Origin of the sequence: Pseudoruegeria sp. HB172150 (genome assembly GCF_013184805.1) — a bacterium.
In the GTDB taxonomy this organism is placed as follows: domain Bacteria; phylum Pseudomonadota; class Alphaproteobacteria; order Rhodobacterales; family Rhodobacteraceae; genus Psychromarinibacter.
In genome coordinates this window covers 940,067-959,709 of record NZ_JAATNG010000001.1, presented here as the reverse complement: position 1 = coordinate 959,709, position 19,643 = coordinate 940,067, and the positions used below count along the sequence as shown (strand labels likewise).

24 protein-coding genes are annotated in these 19,643 nt (G+C 65.4%); 9 read left to right on the top strand and 15 right to left on the bottom strand.

Annotated elements, in window-relative coordinates:
* Position 1 precedes the first annotated feature (1 nt).
* The 8 genes from HCO70_RS04565 (at position 2) to pobA (ending at position 7,460) form a co-directional block, all read left to right on the top strand.
* Positions 2–727, top strand: a complete 726-nt coding sequence (locus HCO70_RS04565; RefSeq protein WP_172293508.1) for a DUF1194 domain-containing protein — start codon at positions 2–4, stop codon at positions 725–727.
* A gap of 69 nt (positions 728–796) precedes the next feature.
* On the top strand, positions 797–1,810 hold the full coding sequence (locus HCO70_RS04560) for a hypothetical protein (RefSeq protein WP_172293506.1): 1,014 nt from the start codon (positions 797–799) through the stop codon (positions 1,808–1,810).
* Positions 1,811–2,037: 227 nt separating this feature from the next.
* Positions 2,038–2,724 carry a haloacid dehalogenase type II gene (locus tag HCO70_RS04555; RefSeq protein WP_172293504.1) on the top strand — a complete coding sequence of 229 codons (687 nt, stop codon included), beginning with the start codon at positions 2,038–2,040 and terminating at the stop codon, positions 2,722–2,724.
* Positions 2,724–3,566, top strand: a complete 843-nt coding sequence (locus HCO70_RS04550) for an alpha/beta fold hydrolase (protein WP_172293502.1) — start codon at positions 2,724–2,726, stop codon at positions 3,564–3,566. Before HCO70_RS04555 ends, HCO70_RS04550 begins: the two co-directional genes overlap by 1 nt.
* On the top strand, positions 3,545–4,534 hold the full coding sequence (locus HCO70_RS04545; RefSeq protein ID WP_172293500.1) for a threonine/serine dehydratase: 990 nt from the start codon (positions 3,545–3,547) through the stop codon (positions 4,532–4,534). Before HCO70_RS04550 ends, HCO70_RS04545 begins: the two co-directional genes overlap by 22 nt.
* Positions 4,531–4,992: a macro domain-containing protein gene (locus HCO70_RS04540; protein ID WP_172293498.1), complete on the top strand. Its 462-nt coding sequence runs from the start codon at positions 4,531–4,533 to the stop codon at positions 4,990–4,992. Before HCO70_RS04545 ends, HCO70_RS04540 begins: the two co-directional genes overlap by 4 nt.
* A gap of 12 nt (positions 4,993–5,004) precedes the next feature.
* Positions 5,005–6,201, top strand: coding sequence for an endonuclease/exonuclease/phosphatase family protein (locus tag HCO70_RS04535; protein WP_172293496.1), 1,197 nt, complete (start codon positions 5,005–5,007; stop codon positions 6,199–6,201).
* Between the two features lie 89 nt (positions 6,202–6,290).
* Entirely contained in the window at positions 6,291–7,460 is a 1,170-nt protein-coding gene (pobA, locus tag HCO70_RS04530) for a 4-hydroxybenzoate 3-monooxygenase (protein WP_172293494.1), read from the top strand.
* On the opposite strand, the gene HCO70_RS04525 is transcribed toward pobA, so the two are convergent.
* The 10 genes from HCO70_RS04525 to HCO70_RS04480 all read right to left on the bottom strand — a co-directional run bounded on the left by HCO70_RS04525 (position 7,439) and on the right by HCO70_RS04480 (position 15,134).
* Entirely contained in the window at positions 7,439–8,215 is a 777-nt protein-coding gene (locus tag HCO70_RS04525; protein WP_172293492.1) for a hypothetical protein, read from the bottom strand. The two genes, pobA and HCO70_RS04525, sit on opposite strands and share 22 nt — an antisense overlap.
* A gap of 92 nt (positions 8,216–8,307) precedes the next feature.
* The gene (locus HCO70_RS04520; RefSeq protein ID WP_172293490.1) at positions 8,308–8,703 is read right to left on the bottom strand and encodes a CBS domain-containing protein; all 396 of its coding nucleotides are present in this window, start codon (positions 8,701–8,703) and stop codon (positions 8,308–8,310) included.
* Entirely contained in the window at positions 8,696–8,881 is a 186-nt protein-coding gene (locus HCO70_RS04515) for a hypothetical protein (RefSeq protein ID WP_172293488.1), read from the bottom strand. The genes HCO70_RS04520 and HCO70_RS04515 overlap by 8 nt, the downstream gene beginning before the upstream one ends.
* A gap of 4 nt (positions 8,882–8,885) precedes the next feature.
* The gene (locus tag HCO70_RS04510; RefSeq protein ID WP_172293486.1) at positions 8,886–9,869 is read right to left on the bottom strand and encodes an FAD:protein FMN transferase; all 984 of its coding nucleotides are present in this window, start codon (positions 9,867–9,869) and stop codon (positions 8,886–8,888) included.
* Between the two features lie 2 nt (positions 9,870–9,871).
* Positions 9,872–11,092, bottom strand: a complete 1,221-nt coding sequence (gene nqrF / locus HCO70_RS04505) for an NADH:ubiquinone reductase (Na(+)-transporting) subunit F (RefSeq protein WP_172296138.1) — start codon at positions 11,090–11,092, stop codon at positions 9,872–9,874.
* Positions 11,092–11,703, bottom strand: coding sequence for an NADH:ubiquinone reductase (Na(+)-transporting) subunit E (nqrE, locus tag HCO70_RS04500; RefSeq protein WP_172293484.1), 612 nt, complete (start codon positions 11,701–11,703; stop codon positions 11,092–11,094). The genes nqrF and nqrE overlap by 1 nt, the downstream gene beginning before the upstream one ends.
* Entirely contained in the window at positions 11,700–12,362 is a 663-nt protein-coding gene (locus tag HCO70_RS04495; RefSeq protein ID WP_172293482.1) for an NADH:ubiquinone reductase (Na(+)-transporting) subunit D, read from the bottom strand. The genes nqrE and HCO70_RS04495 overlap by 4 nt, the downstream gene beginning before the upstream one ends.
* A 3-nt stretch (positions 12,363–12,365) precedes the next feature.
* Positions 12,366–13,166, bottom strand: coding sequence for an NADH:ubiquinone reductase (Na(+)-transporting) subunit C (nqrC, locus tag HCO70_RS04490; protein WP_172293480.1), 801 nt, complete (start codon positions 13,164–13,166; stop codon positions 12,366–12,368).
* Positions 13,159–13,935 carry an RnfABCDGE type electron transport complex subunit D gene (locus HCO70_RS04485; protein ID WP_172293478.1) on the bottom strand — a complete coding sequence of 259 codons (777 nt, stop codon included), beginning with the start codon at positions 13,933–13,935 and terminating at the stop codon, positions 13,159–13,161. Before HCO70_RS04485 ends, nqrC begins: the two co-directional genes overlap by 8 nt.
* Positions 13,932–15,134, bottom strand: coding sequence for a Na(+)-translocating NADH-quinone reductase subunit A (locus tag HCO70_RS04480; protein WP_172293476.1), 1,203 nt, complete (start codon positions 15,132–15,134; stop codon positions 13,932–13,934). Before HCO70_RS04480 ends, HCO70_RS04485 begins: the two co-directional genes overlap by 4 nt.
* Before the next feature lie 188 nt (positions 15,135–15,322).
* Between HCO70_RS04480 and HCO70_RS04475 the strand changes: the two genes are divergently transcribed.
* Positions 15,323–16,528, top strand: coding sequence for a cytochrome C (locus HCO70_RS04475; protein ID WP_172293474.1), 1,206 nt, complete (start codon positions 15,323–15,325; stop codon positions 16,526–16,528).
* Between the two features lie 60 nt (positions 16,529–16,588).
* Here the strand turns inward: HCO70_RS04475 and HCO70_RS04470 are convergent, their stop codons facing one another.
* The 5 genes from HCO70_RS04470 to HCO70_RS04450 are packed head-to-tail and all read right to left on the bottom strand — an operon-like array spanning position 16,589 to position 19,642.
* On the bottom strand, positions 16,589–16,969 hold the full coding sequence (locus tag HCO70_RS04470) for a Na+/H+ antiporter subunit G (protein WP_172293472.1): 381 nt from the start codon (positions 16,967–16,969) through the stop codon (positions 16,589–16,591).
* Between the two features lie 11 nt (positions 16,970–16,980).
* Positions 16,981–17,250 (bottom strand): K+/H+ antiporter subunit F, encoded by a 270-nt coding sequence (locus HCO70_RS04465; protein WP_172296136.1) that lies wholly within the window; start codon positions 17,248–17,250, stop codon positions 16,981–16,983.
* Positions 17,250–17,741 (bottom strand): Na+/H+ antiporter subunit E, encoded by a 492-nt coding sequence (locus tag HCO70_RS04460; RefSeq protein ID WP_172293470.1) that lies wholly within the window; start codon positions 17,739–17,741, stop codon positions 17,250–17,252. The genes HCO70_RS04465 and HCO70_RS04460 overlap by 1 nt, the downstream gene beginning before the upstream one ends.
* A 3-nt stretch (positions 17,742–17,744) precedes the next feature.
* Complete coding sequence (locus tag HCO70_RS04455; RefSeq protein WP_172293468.1) at positions 17,745–19,283, bottom strand: monovalent cation/H+ antiporter subunit D; 1,539 nt, start codon at positions 19,281–19,283, stop codon at positions 17,745–17,747.
* Positions 19,280–19,642, bottom strand: coding sequence for a Na+/H+ antiporter subunit C (locus tag HCO70_RS04450; RefSeq protein ID WP_172293466.1), 363 nt, complete (start codon positions 19,640–19,642; stop codon positions 19,280–19,282). The genes HCO70_RS04455 and HCO70_RS04450 overlap by 4 nt, the downstream gene beginning before the upstream one ends.
* Position 19,643 lies beyond the last annotated feature (1 nt).

The window sequence follows — 19,643 nt, the reverse complement described above, 5'->3', positions numbered from 1 at the left end:
GATGCGCGGGTTCGCGGTCGCGCTGGCCCTGCTCGCCGCCCTGCCCGCCCACAGCAACTGTCGCCATGCGCTTGCGCTGGGGCTGGACGTGTCAGGCTCGGTCGACGCGCGGGAGTACCGGCTGCAGCTGGACGGCCTTGCCGCGGCGCTCCTGCGGCCGGGTGTGCAGCAGGCATTCCTGGCCTTTCCCGATGCACCTGTGCGGATCTACGTCTTCGAGTGGGCCGGCAGCGGCAGCCAGCGGCTGCTACTGGACTGGCGCGAGATCGGTGGCGCCGGCGACCTGGCCGAAGCGGCGGCGGTGCTGAACGGTACCGGTCGGGCTGCCATGGACCCGTCGACGGCGATCGGCGAAGCGATCGCTATGGGCGCGGCGGCCCTGGGAACGCAGGGCACCTGCTGGCGCCGCACGCTGGATATCTCGGGCGACGGAAAGTCGAATTCCGGGCCGCGGCCGCGCGATCTGCCGGAGGGCGGCGACCTGGCGGGCGTGACCGTGAACGGGCTGGTCATCGGCGCCGACCCGAGGAATGCCTCGGACCGGCGCCAGGCGGAGATCGGTGAACTGCAGGCCTATTACCACAGCGAGGTAATCCGCGGCCCCGGCGCCTTTACCGAGGTCGCGCTCGGCTTCGAGGATTTCGAGGAAGGGATGGCGCGGAAGCTCCTCAAGGAGCTCGAGAGCCTGGCGGTAACGCAGAACGGTCCACTGCCGGACCTGCGCTGACCTGCATCCGATTGGCACCGCCGCGCGCATTCGCTATCGTCCCGGCTCAGGGACAGGGTCAAAGGGCGAATGACGGCTCTCAAGGAGTATCAGCGGCTGGAATCGCCGGGGGTCTGGCGGGCGACGCCCGAGGATCAGCGGCGTGACGTGATCGTATCGGTCGGCGATGCGACGCTGGTGATCTATGACAGCGCCGGGCGTCCGCTGACCCATTGGTCGCTGCCGGCGCTGGAGCGGCAGAACCCCGGTCTCAGGCCTGCCATCTACAGGCCCGGCCCGGATTCGCCGGAAGACCTGGAACTGACCGCGCCCGAGATGATCGACGCGATAGAACGTGTCCGGCAGGCGGTGGAGAAGCGAAAGCCGCACAGGGGCCGGCTCAGGAACGTGCTGCTGCTCGGCGGACTGGCAATTGTGCTGGCGCTCCTGCTGCTCTGGCTGCCGAGCGCGCTGATCCGCCATGCATCTGGCGTGCTCCCGGAGGCCAAGCGCGAGGAACTGGGCGAGCGGCTTCTGACGGAAATCCGCCGCGTGGCGGGTTCACCCTGCACCACCTCCCTTGGCAACCGGGCGCTGGCGCAGCTCGACGAGCGGCTGCTGGGCGGCGGCGGACGGATCGAGGTTCTGCCCGGCGGCATACCGGAGGCGGCGCATCTGCCCGGCGGGATCATCCTGTTGAACCGGACACTGGTGGAGGATTACGAGGATCCCAGCGTGGTGGCTGGCTATATCCTTGCCGAGGATGCGCGTGGCCAGCGCGCCGACGCAGTGCAACAGCTTCTGGATTTTGCCGGGCCGCTTGCCGCTTTGCGCCTGTTGACGACGGGCGACATTCCCGAGGAACGCCTCGCCGCCTATGCCGAAACGCTGATGTCGGCGGAACCCGATCCGCTGCCCGACGCGGTTTTGCTGGAACGCTTCGCAGAGGCAGATGTCCCGGCGAGCCCCTATGCCTACTCTGTCGACATGACCGGGGAGGCGACCGTCGGCCTTATCGAGGCCGATCCCGTGCAGGAGCTCGACGCGCTGCCGGTCCTGCGCGACAGCGACTGGGTGAGCCTGCAGGGCATCTGCGGCGAATAGCAGGCATCGGCGCGCCAGAAGAACTTTCTGCCTCCGGCGGGGATATTTTTGAGCCAGAAGAAGCAGTCAGGAACGATCCGGTCTTCTTCTGGTTCCAAATATCCCCGCCGGAGGCTCCCGAAGTCGACACCCGCGCAAGGACGGGCGGGCGCGCCGACATAGGGGATTTCACGGTCTTTTCCGCCAGCCCGGCATCTGCCAGTCTTCCGCCAAAGGGAGGACTGAACATGCCGGTGACCACTTGCGTCTTCGACGCCTATGGCACGCTTTTCGACGTCTCCGCCGCCGCGCGGGAGGCGGCGCAGGAGCCGGGGAACGAGGCGCTGCGCGATGTCTGGCAGGGGCTGGCCGCCAACTGGCGGCTGAAGCAGCTGCAATATTCATGGCTCCGCGCCGTGGCCGGGGCGCATTGCGATTTCTGGAAGGTGACGCAGGATGGGCTGGACTGGGCGATGGAAGCGGCGGGGCTGAGCGATCCGGAACTGCGGGAACGCCTGCTGGCGCTCTATTTCGAGCTGTCGGCCTATCCGGAGGTGCCGAAGATGCTGGCGACCCTGAAGGAGGAAGGGTTCGCGACCGCGATCCTGTCGAATGGCGAACCGCGGATGCTGGCCGGTGCGGTGGAGAGCGCTGGCGTGGGCGACGTGCTGGACGATGTGCTGTCGGTCGAGGATGTGGGCGTGTTCAAGCCGGACCGCCGTGTTTACGAGCTGGTCGGCAAGCGGTTTGGCACGGCTCCCGGCGAGGTGCTGTTCGTTTCCTCCAACGGCTGGGACGCGGCGCATGGCAAGGGCTTCGGTTTCGTCACCGCGTGGGTCAACCGCGCCGGTGAACCGGTCGACCGGCTCGACTGGCGGCCGGACCATATCCTGTCCGATCTGACCGACATTCCCGTCTTGGCAAAGGCAGCCTGATGCAGACTTTCGATACCTTCGACGGCGTGAAACTCGCCTATTCCGACGCGGGCGCGGGCCTGCCCGTGCTGTGCCTGTCCGGGCTGACGCGGAACATGAGCGATTTCGACTATGTCGCGCCGCATCTGGGCGACGTCAGGATGATCTGCCTGGATTACCGCGGGCGTGGCGGGTCGGACTGGGCGGATCCCGCGACTTACACCGTTCCGGTGGAGGCGAAGGACGCGCTGCTGCTGCTGGATCATCTGGGGGTGGAGAAGGCGGCGGTCCTCGGCACCTCGCGCGGCGGGCTGATCGCGATGCTGCTGGCGGCGACCGCGAAGCAGCGTCTGATCGGCGCGTGCCTGAACGATATCGGGCCGGTGGTGGCACCGGAAGGGCTGGACGTGATCGAGAGTTATGTCGGCAAGAACCCGAAATGGAAAACCTACGAGACCGCTGCGGAGGCGATGTCGAAGCGGATGGCCGGGTTCGACGGCGTCCCCGACAGCCGCTGGATGGAGGAGGCGCGGAAGCATTATGTCGAGACGACCGAGGGTCTGAAGATCAACTACGATCCGGATCTGGCTCAGATCTTTGACGCCGCAGATCCGGAGGCAAATCCGGCGCCCCCGGATTTCTGGCCGGTCTTCGATGCTTTCGCCGGTCTGCCGCTCGCTACGATCCGCGGCGCGAATTCCGACCTCTTGAGCCCGGAGACGTTTGCTGAAATGAAACGCCGGAGGCCCGACATGATTGCGGCGGAGGTTCCCGGGCGGGGCCATGTGCCGTTCCTTGACGAGCCGGAAGCGGTGGCGGCAATCAGGGAATGGGTCGGGCAATGCAAATCGATATCGGGCTGATCGAAGCGGCGAATGAACGGCTGGCGCCGGTGGTGCGGCGGACGCCGCTGCTGGGGTCGCCGTTTCTGGACGAGATCGCGGGGCGGCGGCTGCTGGTGAAGCCGGAGTGCCTGCAGCACACCGGATCGTTCAAGTTCCGCGGTGGCTGGTCAGCGGTGTCGGCCCTGCCGCAGGAGGTGCGGGCGCGCGGCGTGATCGCCTATTCCTCTGGCAACCACGCGCAGGGCGTGGCGATGGCGGCGAAGATGCACGGCGTGCCGGCGGTGATCGTGATGCCGGCGGATGCACCGAAGCTGAAACTCGAGAACACGGCGGCGCTGGGGGCGGAAGTGGTCCTCTATGACCGCGTTGGCGGCGAAAGCCGCGAAGAGGTCGGCACCAGCATCGCGACCGCGCGCGGTCTGACCTTGATCCGACCCTATGACGAGCCGCAGGTGATCGCGGGGCAAGGCACCTGCGGGCTGGAGATCGCCGAGCAGGCGAAGGCGGACGGCGTGGAAACGGCGGACGTGCTGGTCTGTGCCGGTGGCGGCGGCCTGACCTCTGGCATCGCGCTGGCGCTGGAGGCGCGGGCGCCGGGGCTGCGGGCGCGGCCGGTGGAGCCCGAGGATTTCGACGACGTGAAACGCTCGCTGGAAAGCGGCGGGATCGAGCACAACGACCGCCAGTCCGGTTCTATCTGCGATGCGATCATCACGCCGGCGCCGGGCGAGATCACCTTTCCGATCATGCAGCGGCTTTGCGGGCCGGGGATCGCGGTGCCGGAAGAGCTGTGCCTGCGCGCGATGGCAGCCGCCTTTACCCGGCTGAAGATCGTGGTGGAACCGGGCGGCGCGGTGGCGCTGGCGGCGGCGCTCTACATGCCGGAGACGGTAGAGGGCGACGCGGTGATCGCGGTGGCCTCGGGCGGCAACGTGGACCCGGAGATGTTCGCGACGGCGATCCAGAAATACGGCGACGGCGCGTGAAACGGGTCGAGGGCGATCTGATCGCTCTCGCACTGGACGGGGCGTTCGACGTGATCGTCCATGGCTGCAACTGCTTCTGCTCGATGGAGGCCGGGATCGCGCGAGTGATTGCGCGGGAATTCCCCGAGGCTTTGGCGGCGGATATGGCGACGGCGGAAGGCGACCGCGGAAAGCTTGGCTCGCTGTCCTGGGCGGAGGTGGCGCGGGAAGGTGCTGGCCTGACGGTCGTCAATGCCTACACTCAGTATCACTGGGGCGGCGCCGGGCGGCTTGCCGATTACGGGGCCATTTCGGCGGCATTTCTGCAAGTCGCCGCGTCGTTCAACGGCGCGCGCATAGGCTATCCGTTGATTGGCGCGGGGCTGGCGGGCGGCGACTGGGACGAGATCGCGCCGCGGATCGATGCGGCGCTGGCGGGACAGGATCATACGCTGGTCGTTCTGCCGCGCAGGGTTTGAGGAGAGGATTCGATGGCGGATTTCACCATCGCCAGTTTCAACGTGAAGAACCTGATCGCGGCGGAGCAGGAATATTACCGCTTCGAGAGGTACACCGCCGAGGAACACGCATGGAAAGAGGACTGGCTGGCGGATCAGCTTATGACGCTGAACGCCGATGTGGTCTGTTTTCAGGAGATCTTCGACGAGGCGCCGCTGCGTGCAGTGATCGACGAGGCGGACGCGCGCGGGCGGGTGCTGAACGATGCGGTGGTGCCGGGACCGGAGGCACCGTACCGGAAGAAGGCGATCTTTCGAAAATTGCGGTACGCGCCTTACGACGGGGCCGGGCTGGCCTTTGCGCGCAATGCCAATGACGGGGAGCCGGGCAAGCGGCGGCCGGGGGTGGCGGTGCTGTCCCGCTTCGGCTTTGCCGAGGAACCGGTCATCGTGCAGGATATCCTGCCTGCCATCGAGATCCCGTTCCGGGAACTGACGGGCGAGGATGGTGGCGTTTACCGCCTGTCGCGGCTGTCGCGACCGATCCTGATGGTGCGCGTGCCGGTGAACGGTCATATCGTGACGATCTTCAACGTTCACATGAAGTCGAAACTGGGCGAGTTCCTGAAGCCCGAGGGTGCGGAATTCGCGCCTGCCGAGAACCTGCTCGACTACAACCCGGTCGGCCGGGCGCTGGGGTCCTTGCGCGCCGGGCTACGACGGATGGCGGAAGCGTGGGTCCTGCGCGGGCTGGTGGTGAAGGAGCTGGAGGCGGGCCACCCGGTGATGGTGCTAGGCGATCTGAACGATGGCGAGCATGCGGTGTCGAGCGAGATCATCGCGGGCGAACGGCCCTTCGTGAACTATGCCTGGATGCGGCGGCACGACGCGCAGTCGGAAAACGACCGCTACACACCCGAGGAAGCGGCGCGTATCACCGAGAGCATCGAGCGGGTGCGGCTGCATTCGGCAGAGAAGCTGTTTGTGCAGAAATCGGCGCGCGACATGGTCTATACCTCTGCCTTCGGCGGCGTCTATGAAAGCATCGACCAGATCCTGGTCTCGCGGCATTTCCTGCATGACTACGAACGCACTATCGGCGAGATGGAGTATTTCAGCGTGCTGAACGACCACCTGACCGATGGCGCGCATCCGGAAGCGCCCTATAACAAGCTGGCCTCGGATCACGGGCAGATCATGGCGCATTTCCGGATGCGGCGGCGCGGGTAGAGCCGGACGACCGCGGGAACAGACCAATGTGATTGTCGACAATCTGTGCGCGATTTGCGACTGTCGCCGCAGCAAAGGGAGGGACGTGGTTGCGTACTCAGGTCTGTATCATCGGCGGTGGTCCATCGGGGCTGCTATTGTCGCAGCTTCTGCATCGCAAGGGCGTCGACAGCGTTGTTCTTGAGAGAAAATCCCGCGCTTACGTCCTTGCCCGCATCCGCGCCGGCGTGCTCGAGAACGGTACCGTAGAACTGCTGCGCGAGGCGGGCGTCGGCAGCCGGATGGACAAGCTGGGGATTGTCGACGAAGGCATCGTGATCGGGGCTGAGAAGCATGGCTTCCGCATCGACATCAAGGCGCTGGCCGGCAAGCCGATGATGGTCTGGGGCCAGACCGAGATCACACAGGACCTGTACGATGCGCGGGATGCGATGGGCGGCGTCGTGATCGACGAGGCGGAGGCGGTGACCCCGCACGACCTCGACACGGATGCACCCTACGTGACCTGGGTGAAGGACGGGACCGAGCACCGGGTCGACTGCGACTGGGTGGCGGGTTGCGACGGGTTTCACGGGGTCAGCCGGCAGTCGATCCCGAAGGACGTGCTGAAGGAGTACGAGCGTGTGTATCCGTTCGGCTGGCTCGGCATCCTGTCGGAGACACCGCCGGTTACCCACGAGATCCTCTATGCCTCTCATTCGCGGGGTTTCGCGCTGGCATCGCTCCGGAACGAGAACCTCAGCCGGTACTACGTGCAGGTGGACCAGGGCGACGTGGTGGAAAACTGGTCGGACGCGCGTTTCTGGGACGAGTTCCGCACCCGGATCCCGGCCTACATGGCCGAGCGGCTGGTGACCGGGCCTTCGATCGAGAAATCCATCGCGCCGCTACGGTCCTATGTGGCGGAGCCGATGCGCTGGGGGCGGCTGTTCCTGGTGGGGGATGCCGCGCATATCGTGCCTCCCACGGGGGCGAAGGGGCTGAACCTGGCCGCGTCTGACGTGCATTACCTGTATGATGCGCTGACGGCGCATTACCTGGACGACGAGGATGGCGGCGTGGAAACCTATGCCGAGAAAGCCTCGGCCCGGGTGTGGAAGGCGACGCGGTTTTCGTGGTGGTTCACGACGATGATGCACCGGTTTCCGGAGCAGTCGGAATTCGACCGGCGGATGCAGGAGACGGAGCTCGATTTCCTTGAAGGCTCGCAGGCGGCGCAACTGGCGCTGGCGGAGAACTACGTCGGGCTGCCGCTTTGAGCCGTTGAGGGCTGGCGGCGCAGGACCATTGCGAGGTCCCAGTCGTAGAGCAGGACGAAGAACAGGAAGGACGAGATCGTCACCGGTTCGGTCGTGACGTAGATCAGGTAGACAGTGTCCTTCCACGCGCCGAGGTCGAAATCCTTGACGACGAACAGGGTCACGTAGGCGAGGACCAGGGCGACAGAGGCGCTGCCGGCCCAGAGGCGGACGCGGTTGGCGCCCGGATGCAGGACGCCCGCCGCCTGCATGGCTGCGCGTGTGTCGGGGTTTACCTGCACGTTGATGCTGGCGATGAGGCCGGTGAGCACCGTGAACGCCTGGGCGGCGAAGAAGATGTAGCTGCCCATCATGTGGCCGTCGTGGTTGTTGTGGAAGGTGAAGTTGCTGAGCATCGTCATGCCGACGCTGGCGGTGGCCTGGAACAGCACGACGAGCCCGCAGAGGATGCGGAGCGGCCAGGCATTGCGGGGGATGCCATGCCAGCTGACCGCGACGAGGGCGGCGACGCCGAGGAAGAGGAGGATCGCGGAGCCGGTGACCCAGATCGCGAAGATATCGCCGACGTAGGGATCGGAGATGGCGCGGCTGATCGTGGCGGGACCTTCGGCGATGTATTCCGGATTGCGCGCGGCAAAGGCTGCGCGGGCCCAGTAGATGCAGATGTTTACCACGACGAAGACGGTCGTGTTGGCGAGGATCGCGAAGGCGGCGAGCCGGGGTGCCCAGGGCGGGAGTGGTCTTGTGGTCTGCACGGTGCCTGTCCTGTCGTCTCGCCCCGGATCAGGACCTATCGCTTGTGGGGGCGTCGGGGCAAGGGTTCAGGCGCGATCCGGCGCGAGGCGGGTCAGCCGTGCTTGAGGAAGGCGGCAAGCAGGTCGGAACGGTGCAGCATGCCGACGAGGGTGCCTGCATCGGTGACCGGGTAGGCTCGGTAGGGCTTTTCGATGAAAGCCTCGGCGGCGGTGACGAAATCGGTTTCCGCCTCGAGCGTCGCGGGCTCTTTCGACATGAAATCGCCGACAGCGCCGCGCCATTGCTGGTAGTAGCTGGCGTTCAGCGCCGAGCGGAAGCAGTCCTTCTGGGTCAGCACGCCGACAAGGCTGCCGGTGGGGTCGGTCACCGGTGCGGCGGAGGCGCCCGCGTCGAGCAGCGCGGCGATGGCCTCGCGGATTGGCATGGTTTCGGAGAGGCGCAGGAAGTCGGTCTGCATGACCGAAGCGATATGGGTATCCTCAGGCATTTTCGGCCTCCGCCTCCGCTTCTGCCGCCAGACGGCGCGGGCAGGTCTCGCATTTCGCTCCCTTGATGCAGGAGATGCCGCTGCACGAGGTTTCGGGCGGGCGGCCGCCCAACATCAGCCCGGCGGCGAGGCCGCAGGCGGCGAGGGTGAAGAGCAGGATGGCGAGGAGGATTTCCATATCTCTACGCCAGGTGGGTGTCGAAACCGCCGGTGGCAAGGCGGGTGAGGCCGGACGCGGAGGCGGTGAGGAAGAGGGCGGCGATGCCATGCTTGCGGGCGAGCGCGGGGCCGTGGGTGTCGCCCGCGGCAAAGAGTGCGGTGGCCCAGGCGTCGGCGGTCATCGCGTCGGGAGCTATGACAGAGACGGAGGCGAGGTTGCCCTTCACCGGCTCCATCGTAGCCGGGTCGATGATGTGGCTGTAGCGGCGCGTTCCCAGCGTGTAGCCGTTTGCGCGGTTGCCGGATGTGGCGACCGCCATGCCGTTCAGCGCCAGCACCTCTGCCATGCCGGCGGAATCGGGGCGCGGATCCTCGACGCCGACGTGCCACGGGCGGCCTTCGGGGTGCGTGCCCCGGGCGGCGAGTTCGCCGCCGAGATCGATGAGGAAGTTCTCGTGACCGGCGTCCAGCAGGTGGGTCACCATCAGGTCCAGTGCGCGACCCTTGGCGATGCCGCAGAGGTCGAGGGTCAGGCCGGGATGCGCCTTGGACAGGGTCTCTCCCTCGATGGCAAGGCCGTCGGCACTGGAGGCCGCGCCTTCGATTGGGCCGAAACCCCAGCGGGCGACGGCGGGGCCTATGGCGGGGTCGAAGGCACCCTGGGTTGTCTGCGCGAGATCAAGTGCGGCGGCGGTGACGCGTGCAGTCTCGGCGGGGACGTCGATGCTCCCTGCCCCGGCTTGGTTGAAGCGCGTGATCAGGCTGTCCGCGCGCCAGGGAGACATCTGTGCGTCGATCTCGGCGAGCAGCGCATCGATGGGCGCGCGATGGCGTTCCGGGTCGGTGCCGGCGGGCAAGGCGATATGCCAGCTTGTGGCGAAGGCCTCGCCAGTGAGGGTCGCGACGGCGGGGGCCGCCCGCGTGAGCTCTGGCAAGACCGAACCTATTGCGGCGGTGCCGGTGAGGGCCAGGAAGCGGCGGCGGGCGGGGCTGAATGCGTCTGGCATGGTCATATCCCGAAATCGTCGTTGTAGATGTTCTTGCGCTCGACCCCGAGCTTGTCGAGCATGTTGAAGACCGCCGAGATCATCACCGGAGGGCCGCAAAGATAGTATTCGCAGTCTTCCGGCGCGGGGTGTCCGCGGAAATGGTTGCGCACGATCTCGTGGATGAAGCCGGTCTCGCCGGTCCATCGGTCGCCCGGCGCGGGATCCGACAGCGCCGGGTGCCACGAGAAGTTTTCGTGCTGTGCGGCGATGGTCTCGAATTCCTCGACGTAGAACAGGTCGGCGACGGAGCGGGCGCCGTAGTAGTAGGACATCTTGCGATGGGTGCCCTTGCCGATCTGGTCGTGGATCATCGAGCGCAGAGGCGCCATGCCGACGCCGCCGCCGATGAAGACCATCTCGGCATCGGTATCTTGCACGTGGAACTCGCCGAACGGGCCCGACACGCCGATGGTGTCGCCGGGTTCCAGCGAGAAAATGTAGGAGGATACGACGCCGGGCGGGATGTCGCCTTCATGCCCCGCGGGTGGCACGGCGAGACGGATGTTGAAGATGATCTTGCCCGCGTCGGCGGGCCGGCTGGCGATGGAATAGGCGCGGGTCACCGGTTTCGGCGAATTCGACTGCAGGTCGGTCCAGCCGGAAATGTCCCAGGTTTCCTTGAATCGGTCGGGCACGTCGATGTCGCGGAAGCGCAGGTTGTAGGCGGGCGCGGTGAGTTGGCCGAAGCCGCCCGCGATGAAATCCCACGGCACGCCCTTGGGCAATTCCAGCACGAATTCGCGGATCAGCGGCGCGACCATTGTGTTTGACAGGACCTTGCAGTCGAAGGTTTCGGCCGACAGGACGCTGCCGGGTACGGTCACATCGGCCGGGCCGCGCAGGCTGACCTGGCAGGCAAGCCGGGTATGGGCGCGGCGCTCGGCGGCGGACAGAATACCTTTCTCGGTTGCCTGCGGCTCCCCTGCCCCCTCGCCGGTGGCGGTGACGCGGCAGAGGCCGCATGTGCCGGAGCCGCCGCAGCCTGCAGGGATGCCGATACCGGCATTGTGGAGGGTCGTGAGCAGCGTGTCACCGCGCTTGGCCTCGATCTGCTTGGTTTCGTTCACTGTAACGACGACATTGCCGCCCGGCATCAGGTTGGTGCGCGCGACGAGCAGCCCGACCGTCAGGATCAGGATCAGCGCGATGACAACGACGCTGCCTATGACGATCTCGCCCATCATTGCGTCACCATCTGCGCGAAGGAGGAAAAGCCGAGCGACATCATCCCGGCCAAGATGAACGTGATGCCGAGGCCGCGAAGGCCCGCCGGCAGATCTGCATAAGCCAGCCGGGTACGGATCGCCGAGAGCATGATCACGGCCACCGCAAAGCCCGCGCCGCTACCCATTCCGTAAGCGATGGAATCGGTGAAGTCGAAGCGGCGCTCGACCATGAACAGGCTGCCGGCGAGGATGGCGCATTGCACCGTCAGCAGCGGCAGGAACACCCCGAAGGCGGCATAGATCGCAGGGAAGAACCGGTCGAGCAGCATTTCGATCAGTTGCACCGTCGCGGCTATGACCCCGATGAAGACGATCAACGACAGGTAAGACAGGTCGATATCCGGAAATCCGGCCCAGCGTAGGGCGCCAGGGGCGAGGATCGCGTTATAGAGAAGCTGGTTCAACGGCACCGTCACCGCCATCACCGCGGTTACGGCTATGCCCAAACCAACCGCTGTGCCCGGGCGGCGCGACAGGGCGAGGAAGGTGCACAGGCCCAGGAACAGGGTCAGCGGCATATTCTCGACCAGCGCCGCCTTGATGAAGAGAGAGAAGAACTCGCTCATCCGGCACGCTCCGCGGTTTCGGGCGGCGCGTATTCGGGCGCTTCCGCCTGATCGGTGCGGATGGAACGGATCGCCCAGACGAGGCCCCCCAGCAGGAAGAAGGCCGAGGGCGCCAGCAGCATCAGGTTCATCGGCACGTACCAGCCGCCCTGATCGACGGTGCGCAGGATCTGGAAGCCGAGGATGCTGCCATTTCCGAACAGCTCCCGCAGGGAGCCGATAATGCAGAGGATCAGCGAATAGCCGAGGCCGTTGCCCAGCGCGTCGACCATCGACGGGAATGGCGGGTTGTTGCGGGAGAAGCTCTCTGTCCGGCCGAGGACGAGGCAGTTGGTGGTGATCAGGCTGACGAAGACCGAGAGCCTGCGGCTGATATCGAAGAAGAACGCCTGCAGGAACTGGTCGATCACGATCACCAGCGAGGCGACGATGACGATCTGCACGATCAGGCGGATCGTACCGGGGATATGCTTGCGGATCAGGCTGACAACCAGTGCCGACAGAACCAGCACCACGGTCAGCGAGATCGCCATGGTCAGCGCCGTGTCGAGAGAGGTCGTCACCGCCAGCGCCGAACAGATACCGAGGATCTGCAGCGTGATCGGGTTCTTGTCGACCAGCGGCTCGGTCAGCGTATGCCAGAGGTTTCCCGCAGCCATGGCCTAGAACTCCCCGCGGCGGATCGCGTCGAGCAGCGGACCGTACCCCATCGGGCCAAGCCAGAAGCGGACGATGCGCGTCATCGAGTTGCCGGTGCGGGTGGCGCCGGTGATGCCGTCGACCTCGAAGTCGCTTGTGGCGGGGCCGCGGGCGACAGCGAATTCGATCTCGCCGGCATCGTTGGCGAAACGGGTGCCGTTGAAATTCGCCTGCCAGCCCGGTTCCGTGATGCGGGCGCCGAGGCCGGGAGTTTCCACATGGTCGATGATGGTGATGCCGGCGAAAGTCTCCATGTCGCCGTCGATCGCCAGCATCGCAGAGATCTCGCCCTGCGCGCCGGCGCCGAAGACCGGCAGGATCACCAGTTCGATATCGTCGCCGTCGCGGACGATGTAGATCTGCTGATAGTTCGGGCGGACGCCGATGTTCGCCATGTCCTGCTCGGGCGTCAGCGTCGTCCAGTTCGCCGGATCGTCCAGCGCCGCCTGCAGCGTCTCTGGCGTGATGTCCTGCGAGGCGCGGCCGGTGTCGAGGTCGACGACGACAGTGGAAATCTCGGCATCCTCGGAGTCCGCCAGCAGTTCGGACATGCCGGGAATGCCGTTGAGCATCGTCTCCAGCCGCAGCTGCTGCTCCGCGGCGCGGTTGGCCTGCTGAATCGGGCGCAGCACGACCGTCGCACCGGTGACCACCACGGCGCATATCGCGGACACGAGGAAGGCGACCAGCAGGGTCTTGAACCGGCTGTCGTTCGGGGCAGCCAGAAAGCGTTGCCATGCGGATACGGGGTTGCTGTCAGCCAATGCGCCGGTTCCTCCGGTAGAGCCAGATCGAGATGGCGATTTCGTCGAAGAGCGGTGCGGCGAGCGAAGCGAGCAGCGCCGCCGCGACCGCGATCTGTATCGGGGCGGCATCGCCCCACTGGCAGGTAAAGAGCACGAACATCGCGGCATAGAAGGCGCCGTAGGCCCAGCGCCCCAGCCGGGTGGCGGACGCGGTCACCGGGTCGCAGACCATCAGCACCAGCACTACGGCGCCGGCGATCCAGGTCTCTGAAATGTCGACCCCCGCATATAGGGTGATCACCGTCACCACCGCGACGCCAAGCAGGAGCCGAAGCGACATCACACCGGTCAGCACGCCGATCAGCGCGGCGGGGAACGCCGCCCAGCCGATCTGTACCGCCAGTTCCGGCCAGTTCGACGCCGGGTAGCCGAAGCTGATGAAAGCCAGCGCCACCACCGCGGGATTCAGCACGTTTCGCCCCCAGCCGCCGAAGGCCAATTCCGCCATCACCACGCCAAAGCTGGTGCCGAGCAGCAGGGCGAAGATACCGAGGTCATGCGGCGCCAGGATGGCGATCGTAAGCGCGGTCAGCGCACCGGCGAAGGACGGCGGCTGCGCACGGGCGAGCATGAAGATCACATGCCAGATACCAGCGACGACGAGGAAGAAGATCAGTCGGCCGATGGCATACCAGCCGTCGGCCTGCACCCAGGCCACGAAGACCGGGAACGCCGCCGCAAGCAGCATCAGCGCGACGGTCTCGCGATCCCAGATACCCCGGATCATGCGGCCTCCTCCGCCTCTATGCGGTCGAGCATGCCGTTCAGCAGATCCGACAGGCGCGGTTCGGCGCAGGTGACGTAGTCGGCCAGCGCGAGGTCTTCGGTCAGCAGCGACAGAACGCCGAGTTTGGTCGCCGTTTCTGCGTCCCCGGACGACAGCGCCCGCAGGAAGGGCATGACCGGGAAGGCGCCGCCAAGGGATTGCTCGACGGCGGCGTTCGGGACCAGCGGCAGGGGACGGCGGGCGCGGTGCAGCGCCGACAGGAACCAGTGGCCGCCCTGCCCCGCGCCATCCGGCACCATGACGGCCACCTGCCGGTCGCGATGCCGCAGCCAGCGCGCCCGGCGCCCGTCCAGCGCCGATCCCGAGAGGATCGAATGGAGGCCCGGTTTGACGTGGGAATAACACAGGCTGCGCAGGTCGGCGCCCGGCTGGCAACGCACCAGCCGCGGCTCGCGCAGCGCCGTGCCGGTGACCGATAAGGTGAGCGTTTCCGGCACCATGCCGGTGCGAAGGAATTCGCCGATACCGGCCACGTCCTCGGCATGAATGTCCCAGACCGGGCGGTTGATCGCGGCGGGGTAATGCGCATGGATCTGCAGCCCGGCCAGCCCCCACGGATGCTGACCGCCATTGCGGATCAGGCGGAAGTTACCGGGGAAGTCCGGCGGGCCGACGAGTTCGTCTCCACTGTCCTGGCACAGGTGGACCGGACCCTCTGTCATGCCGAGCAGGGCGCGCAGCCCATGCTCGAAATCGCCGATCCGGTCATGCAGCGCCAGTCGCGGATCCGGCGCCGCGGGGCGGGTGTCGAGGGCCATGACGAAGATCGCCGACGGTATCTCGGCGGGCACCGGCGTCTTGCCGAAGGGCCGGGAGCGGAAGAAACGCCATAGCCCAGATGCCAACAGGGAGGCGCGCAGTGCGACCGCGTCGCCACTGGCTGCGGCCTTGGTGTCGTACTCGTGTCGGCCAGGAGCCGCTTCCTTGAAAAAGACCATCGAGGACAACCGATGACCGGGCCCCAGATCGACGGACGCGACACGCGCCGCCATCGGTGCGGTGGCCACGATTTCCGGCTGACGACGCGAACGCAGGACCGGTGCACCCTGCGCGACGAGGTCCCCCTCTTTGACCAGCGAATCGATTCGGAAGTCTTCTACTGGTTGTGCCGTGAGTGCAGCTTCCTCCGAAATCTGCATCTCAAATGCACCAAACGCAAATTGCGAATTATTAGGCAAAACAGGCAATCCACTTTTAAATTGCCATGGCAATGCCGGATCTCCTTCGCAAAAAATTGGCGTTTTGGCGGAATGCTGCATTGCCGCAACGCCCACCTGTTTGCTAGCTTTGTCTTAAACAATTCTCCAACCAACCATCAAGGTCAACGATGCAGCTAAATGATTATCGCCACATCGTTCTTGCTTCCGCCTTCCGGATCGTCGCGATTGCGGCACTCGGCATCGGAATTGGGACGGTCCAGGTTCACGCGCAGTCCGACTCCGACAGCGAAGCCGAAGAAGCCACAGTTGAAACGGGTGAAGAGCCGGCATTCGTCATGCCGCGAAGCGGCCCGTTCTCGCCACAGACCATCGCCATTCCGAATTCCCGCGCCATCGGCGCCTGGGCCCGATCCGGCCATTCCGACGCGTCGGCCGAGGCATTCCGTCACTGGGACGAGGATGGGGAAATCCCGCCGGTCTGCGCGGTCTGCCACTCCGGCGCCGGGTTCCGGTCTTTCCACGGCCTGGATGGAACCGACCCCGGCATTGAAGGGCCGGTGGCGATTGGCGGCGTTGTCGATTGCGAGACCTGCCACAACCCGCAACTTGGCAATATCACCGAGATCACCCTGCCCTCAGGCGTGGTGCATCCGGTAAGCGGCGCCGAAGCCGCCTGCACCACCTGCCACCAGGGCCGCGCCGCCGGTGCGACGGTTGAAAAGGCTACCGGGGACCTGCCGGCTGACGAGGTCAACGAGGAGATCGGGTTCATCAACCCTCACTACGCGCTCGCCGCCTCGACCAACCTAGGCGGTTACGGCCAGGTCGGCTACCAGTACCCCGGCAAGGATTATTCCGGCCGCTTCATGCACGCCAAGCCGATTACCGGCTGCGTGTCCTGCCATAGCCCGCACAGTCTGTCGGTGCGCGAGGATACTTGCCTGACCTGCCACACCACCAGCGACTCGAAGGCGATCCGGATTTCCCGGTTCAGCTTTGACGGCAGCGGCGACACCACAAAGGGTATCGCGACAGATATCCAGGCCAATGCCGACCTGCTGATGTCGATGATCCAAGACTATGCAAGCGACGTAGTCGGCACCGCGATCATCTTTGACGGGGCGCATTACCCCTACTTCTACGCCGACGCGAACGGCGACGGGGTGATCGACCAGGCCGAGGGCCGCAACGTGGCCTACAACACCTGGACGCCGCGTCTGGTGAAGTCAGTCTTTAACTGGAAAGTCGTGACCGCCGACCCGGGCATCCACGCGCACAACCCGCATTACGCGCTGGAACTGCTCTACGACTCGATCGAGGACCTGTCCGGACCGCTGAATGTCGACATGGCGTCGCTGGGGCTGCTTCGGTAGCTTCAGACGCCAAGGAAGATGCGAAAACGCCCGCCAAATTCGGCGGGCGTTTTTTTTCGGTTACTGGTCCTGTTCATCCCTGTCACCCGGCGGGTCCGAATAGAGCGACCAGCCGTAATCCCGCTCGCTCCCCGGCAGGTCCTCGGGCCGGATATGCGCCTGCATGTAGGTCTTGGCGATGAAGTTCGCCGTGATCGGCGCGGTCAGGAACAGGAACAGGGTGATCAGCAACTCGTGGAACGAGATCTTTCCGGTGTCGACGTAGAAATAGATCATCGAGGCGATAAGCACGCCGCCGACGCCAAGCGTCGTCGCCTTGGTCGGCGCGTGCAGCCGCTGCATCGTATCGCGCAGCTTGAGCATTCCGAAGGATCCGACAAGGCCGAACACCCCGCCGACGACCAGGAAGAAAGCGATCAGGATTTCCGCGATAAGGGGCATGCCCGCTCTCCTTACTCGATGATGTCGCCGCGCAGGACGAAGCGGCAATAGGCGACGGTGGAGACAAAGCCGACCATGGCGATCAGCATCGACGCCTCGAAGTAGATCGCGGTGCCGCGCCAGATGCCGTAGAGCACCATCAGCGAGATCACGTTGATCACCATCGTGTCGAGCGCGAGGATGCGGTCGGAATTGTCGGGCCCGCGTGTGATGCGCCACAGGTTGCACAGCAGGCCAAGCCCGAAACAGCCCAGGGCGAAGAACAGGGCATAGGTCACGATCACTGGAAGATCTCCTTCAGCCGGCCCTCGTAGCGGGACTTGATCGACGCGCGGATGTCGTCGGGATCGTCGGTGTGCAGGCAGTGGACAAGAATGCTGCCCCCATCCGCCGCGAGCGTGGCGGACACGGTGCCGGGGGTCATCGTGATGGTCCCGGCGAGAACCGTGATCGCCTCGGGCGAGGTCAGTTCGAGGGGAACGCAGACCCAGTGCGAATGGATATCCGGGTTGCGCTTGAACAGGATGATCAGGGCGACCTCGACATTTGCGACCACGATGTCCCAGATGACGATCAGGATGTACTCGATCACCTTCAGCGGCCGGTGCACGGTCGGCCGGTCCGGCCAATAGGGCCGGGTCATTGCCGGGATGACAATGCCGATGATCAGGCCCAGCAGCACATTGCCCGGAGTGACCTTGTTGACCAGCGCAAGCCAGACCACCAGCAGCGTCGGCGTCAGCATCGGGTGCGGCAGGAACTTTTTCAGCATGGCCTACTCCTCCTCTCCGGTGCCCAGAACCGCCTCGATATAGGCGGTCGGATCGAACAGCTCTGCGACAGTGGACTCGAGATAGCCGGAGACGCGGCCGGCAAAGATTGTCAGAAGCACCAGCATCGCCAGCGCCGCGATGGCAGGCGCGAAGACGGCCGATGTCGCCGGCGGCGCGACGACCTGCGGTTCGGGCGCCTCGGCCGGCATCGCCGCGATCGCCGCGGGCCGCCAGAACAAGGAACTGCCGGCGCGGGCGAAACCGACTATGGTCAGCAATGAGCCGCCAAGCACGGCGGTCCATGCAACGGCGATGACCTGCGGGTCGCGTAGCGCATCGAGCACCAGCAGCTTGCCCAGGAAGCCCGACAGCGGTGGCATCCCGGCCATGCCGATTGCGCCTGCAAAGAACAGCGCCGTCAGGAGGCCATTCTGGCTGATAGCGGGGTGCAGCATACGCAGGTCCTCACTGCCGCGACGGATCACCACAAGATCGGCCATCAGGAACAGCGCGGCGGCGGCGAAAGTGGAATGCAGCAGGTAGTAGAGCGCGGCAAGCAGCGCCTCGGGCGTGAAAGCCGAGATGGCGATCATCAGGGTTCCCATGGAGCCCACCACCGAGAAGGCGATCAGCTGCAGCAGCTTAGTCGAGCCGAGAACGCCGAAGGCCCCGATCGCGATGGTGACCACGGCGGCTGGGTACAGCCAGTCACCTGGCATGCCTGACAGCGCAGGCACGTCGGGACCGAACACCATGGTGTGGATCCGAAGGATGGCATAAGCACCCACCTTCGTCATGATCGCGAACAGCGCGGCGACGGGACCTGGCGCATTGGCATAGGTCGCGGGCAACCAGAACTGCACCGGGAATAGCGCCGCCTTGATCGCGAACACGATCATCAGCAGCATCGCCGCGACCCGGATCATGGCTGCGTCTTCTACGGGAATTTCGCGCACCTTCACCGCGAGGTCTGCAATGTTGAGCGTACCGGTCGAGGCATAAAGCGTGCCCAGCGCGAAGAGGAACAGCGTCGAACCGGCAAGGTTCATCACCACGTATTGCAGACCTGCACGTAGCCGCTCCTTGCCGCCTGAATGGATCATCAGGCCGTAGGAGGCGATCAGCAGGATCTCGAAGAACACGAACAGGTTGAAGGCGTCACCGGTCAGGAAGGCACCGCAGATGCCCATCAACTGGAACTGGAACAGCGCGTGAAAATGTCGCCCCCTTGTGTCCCATCCGGTTGCTGCGGCATGGATCGCGACGATAAGCCCGAGGACTGCCGTCACCAGCACCAGCATCGCGGACAACCGGTCGAGCACCAGCACGATGCCGAATGGCGCAGGCCAGTCCCCCAGCTTGTAGACATGCACGGTGCCGTCGGCGGCAATGGAAACAAGCCCCATCGCGATACAGGTCAGCAGCAGCGTTCCGGCGATGGAAAATACGCGCGACAGAACGATGTCGTGGCGCATGACGAAGGCGATGATCGGCGCCAGCATGGCCGGCAGAACGACCGGGGCAATGATCCAGTGGTTCATTCGTCGACCTCTAGCGTCTCTGCTTCGTCTTCGCCAATCATGTCGATCCGGTCATGGGCGGACTCGAGAAAAGAGCCCAGAGAGATCAGCACCAGCACCGCCGTCATCCCGAAAGAGATCACGATGGCAGTCAGCACCAGCGCCTGTGGCAGCGGGTCGGTATAGGTCAGGTGTTCGCCGTGATCCTGCAGGATAGGCGGCGCATCAATCGTGATCCGCCCGGTGGCGAACAGGAACACGTTCACCGCGTAGGACAGCAGCGACAGTCCCAGGATCACCGGGAATGCCCGCAGGCGCAGCAGAAGGTACACCCCACCCGCCGTGAGGATGCCGATGGTGCTTGCAACGACGATTTCCATC

Excerpts from the sequence above, each read along its gene's own strand:
- nqrF (WP_172296138.1), bottom strand. The coding sequence starts at position 11,092 with ATGGGCGAGATCGTCATAGGCAGCGTCGTTGTCATCGCGCTGATCCTG.
- HCO70_RS04475 (WP_172293474.1), top strand. The coding sequence starts at position 15,323 with ATGCAGCTAAATGATTATCGCCACATCGTTCTTGCTTCCGCCTTCCGG.
- HCO70_RS04550 (WP_172293502.1), top strand. The coding sequence starts at position 2,724 with ATGCAGACTTTCGATACCTTCGACGGCGTGAAACTCGCCTATTCCGAC.
- nqrE (WP_172293484.1), bottom strand. The coding sequence starts at position 11,703 with ATGAGCGAGTTCTTCTCTCTCTTCATCAAGGCGGCGCTGGTCGAGAAT.
- HCO70_RS04495 (WP_172293482.1), bottom strand. The coding sequence starts at position 12,362 with ATGGCTGCGGGAAACCTCTGGCATACGCTGACCGAGCCGCTGGTCGAC.
- HCO70_RS04560 (WP_172293506.1), top strand. The coding sequence starts at position 797 with ATGACGGCTCTCAAGGAGTATCAGCGGCTGGAATCGCCGGGGGTCTGG.
- HCO70_RS04510 (WP_172293486.1), bottom strand. The coding sequence starts at position 9,869 with ATGCCAGACGCATTCAGCCCCGCCCGCCGCCGCTTCCTGGCCCTCACC.
- HCO70_RS04565 (WP_172293508.1), top strand. The coding sequence starts at position 2 with ATGCGCGGGTTCGCGGTCGCGCTGGCCCTGCTCGCCGCCCTGCCCGCC.
- HCO70_RS04535 (WP_172293496.1), top strand. The coding sequence starts at position 5,005 with ATGGCGGATTTCACCATCGCCAGTTTCAACGTGAAGAACCTGATCGCG.
- HCO70_RS04485 (WP_172293478.1), bottom strand. The coding sequence starts at position 13,935 with ATGATCCGGGGTATCTGGGATCGCGAGACCGTCGCGCTGATGCTGCTT.
- HCO70_RS04450 (WP_172293466.1), bottom strand. The coding sequence starts at position 19,642 with ATGGAAATCGTCGTTGCAAGCACCATCGGCATCCTCACGGCGGGTGGG.
- HCO70_RS04545 (WP_172293500.1), top strand. The coding sequence starts at position 3,545 with ATGCAAATCGATATCGGGCTGATCGAAGCGGCGAATGAACGGCTGGCG.
- HCO70_RS04480 (WP_172293476.1), bottom strand. The coding sequence starts at position 15,134 with ATGCAGATTTCGGAGGAAGCTGCACTCACGGCACAACCAGTAGAAGAC.
- HCO70_RS04520 (WP_172293490.1), bottom strand. The coding sequence starts at position 8,703 with ATGCCTGAGGATACCCATATCGCTTCGGTCATGCAGACCGACTTCCTG.
- HCO70_RS04555 (WP_172293504.1), top strand. The coding sequence starts at position 2,038 with ATGCCGGTGACCACTTGCGTCTTCGACGCCTATGGCACGCTTTTCGAC.
- HCO70_RS04470 (WP_172293472.1), bottom strand. The coding sequence starts at position 16,969 with ATGCCCCTTATCGCGGAAATCCTGATCGCTTTCTTCCTGGTCGTCGGC.
- HCO70_RS04515 (WP_172293488.1), bottom strand. The coding sequence starts at position 8,881 with ATGGAAATCCTCCTCGCCATCCTGCTCTTCACCCTCGCCGCCTGCGGC.
- HCO70_RS04455 (WP_172293468.1), bottom strand. The coding sequence starts at position 19,283 with ATGAACCACTGGATCATTGCCCCGGTCGTTCTGCCGGCCATGCTGGCG.
- HCO70_RS04460 (WP_172293470.1), bottom strand. The coding sequence starts at position 17,741 with ATGCTGAAAAAGTTCCTGCCGCACCCGATGCTGACGCCGACGCTGCTG.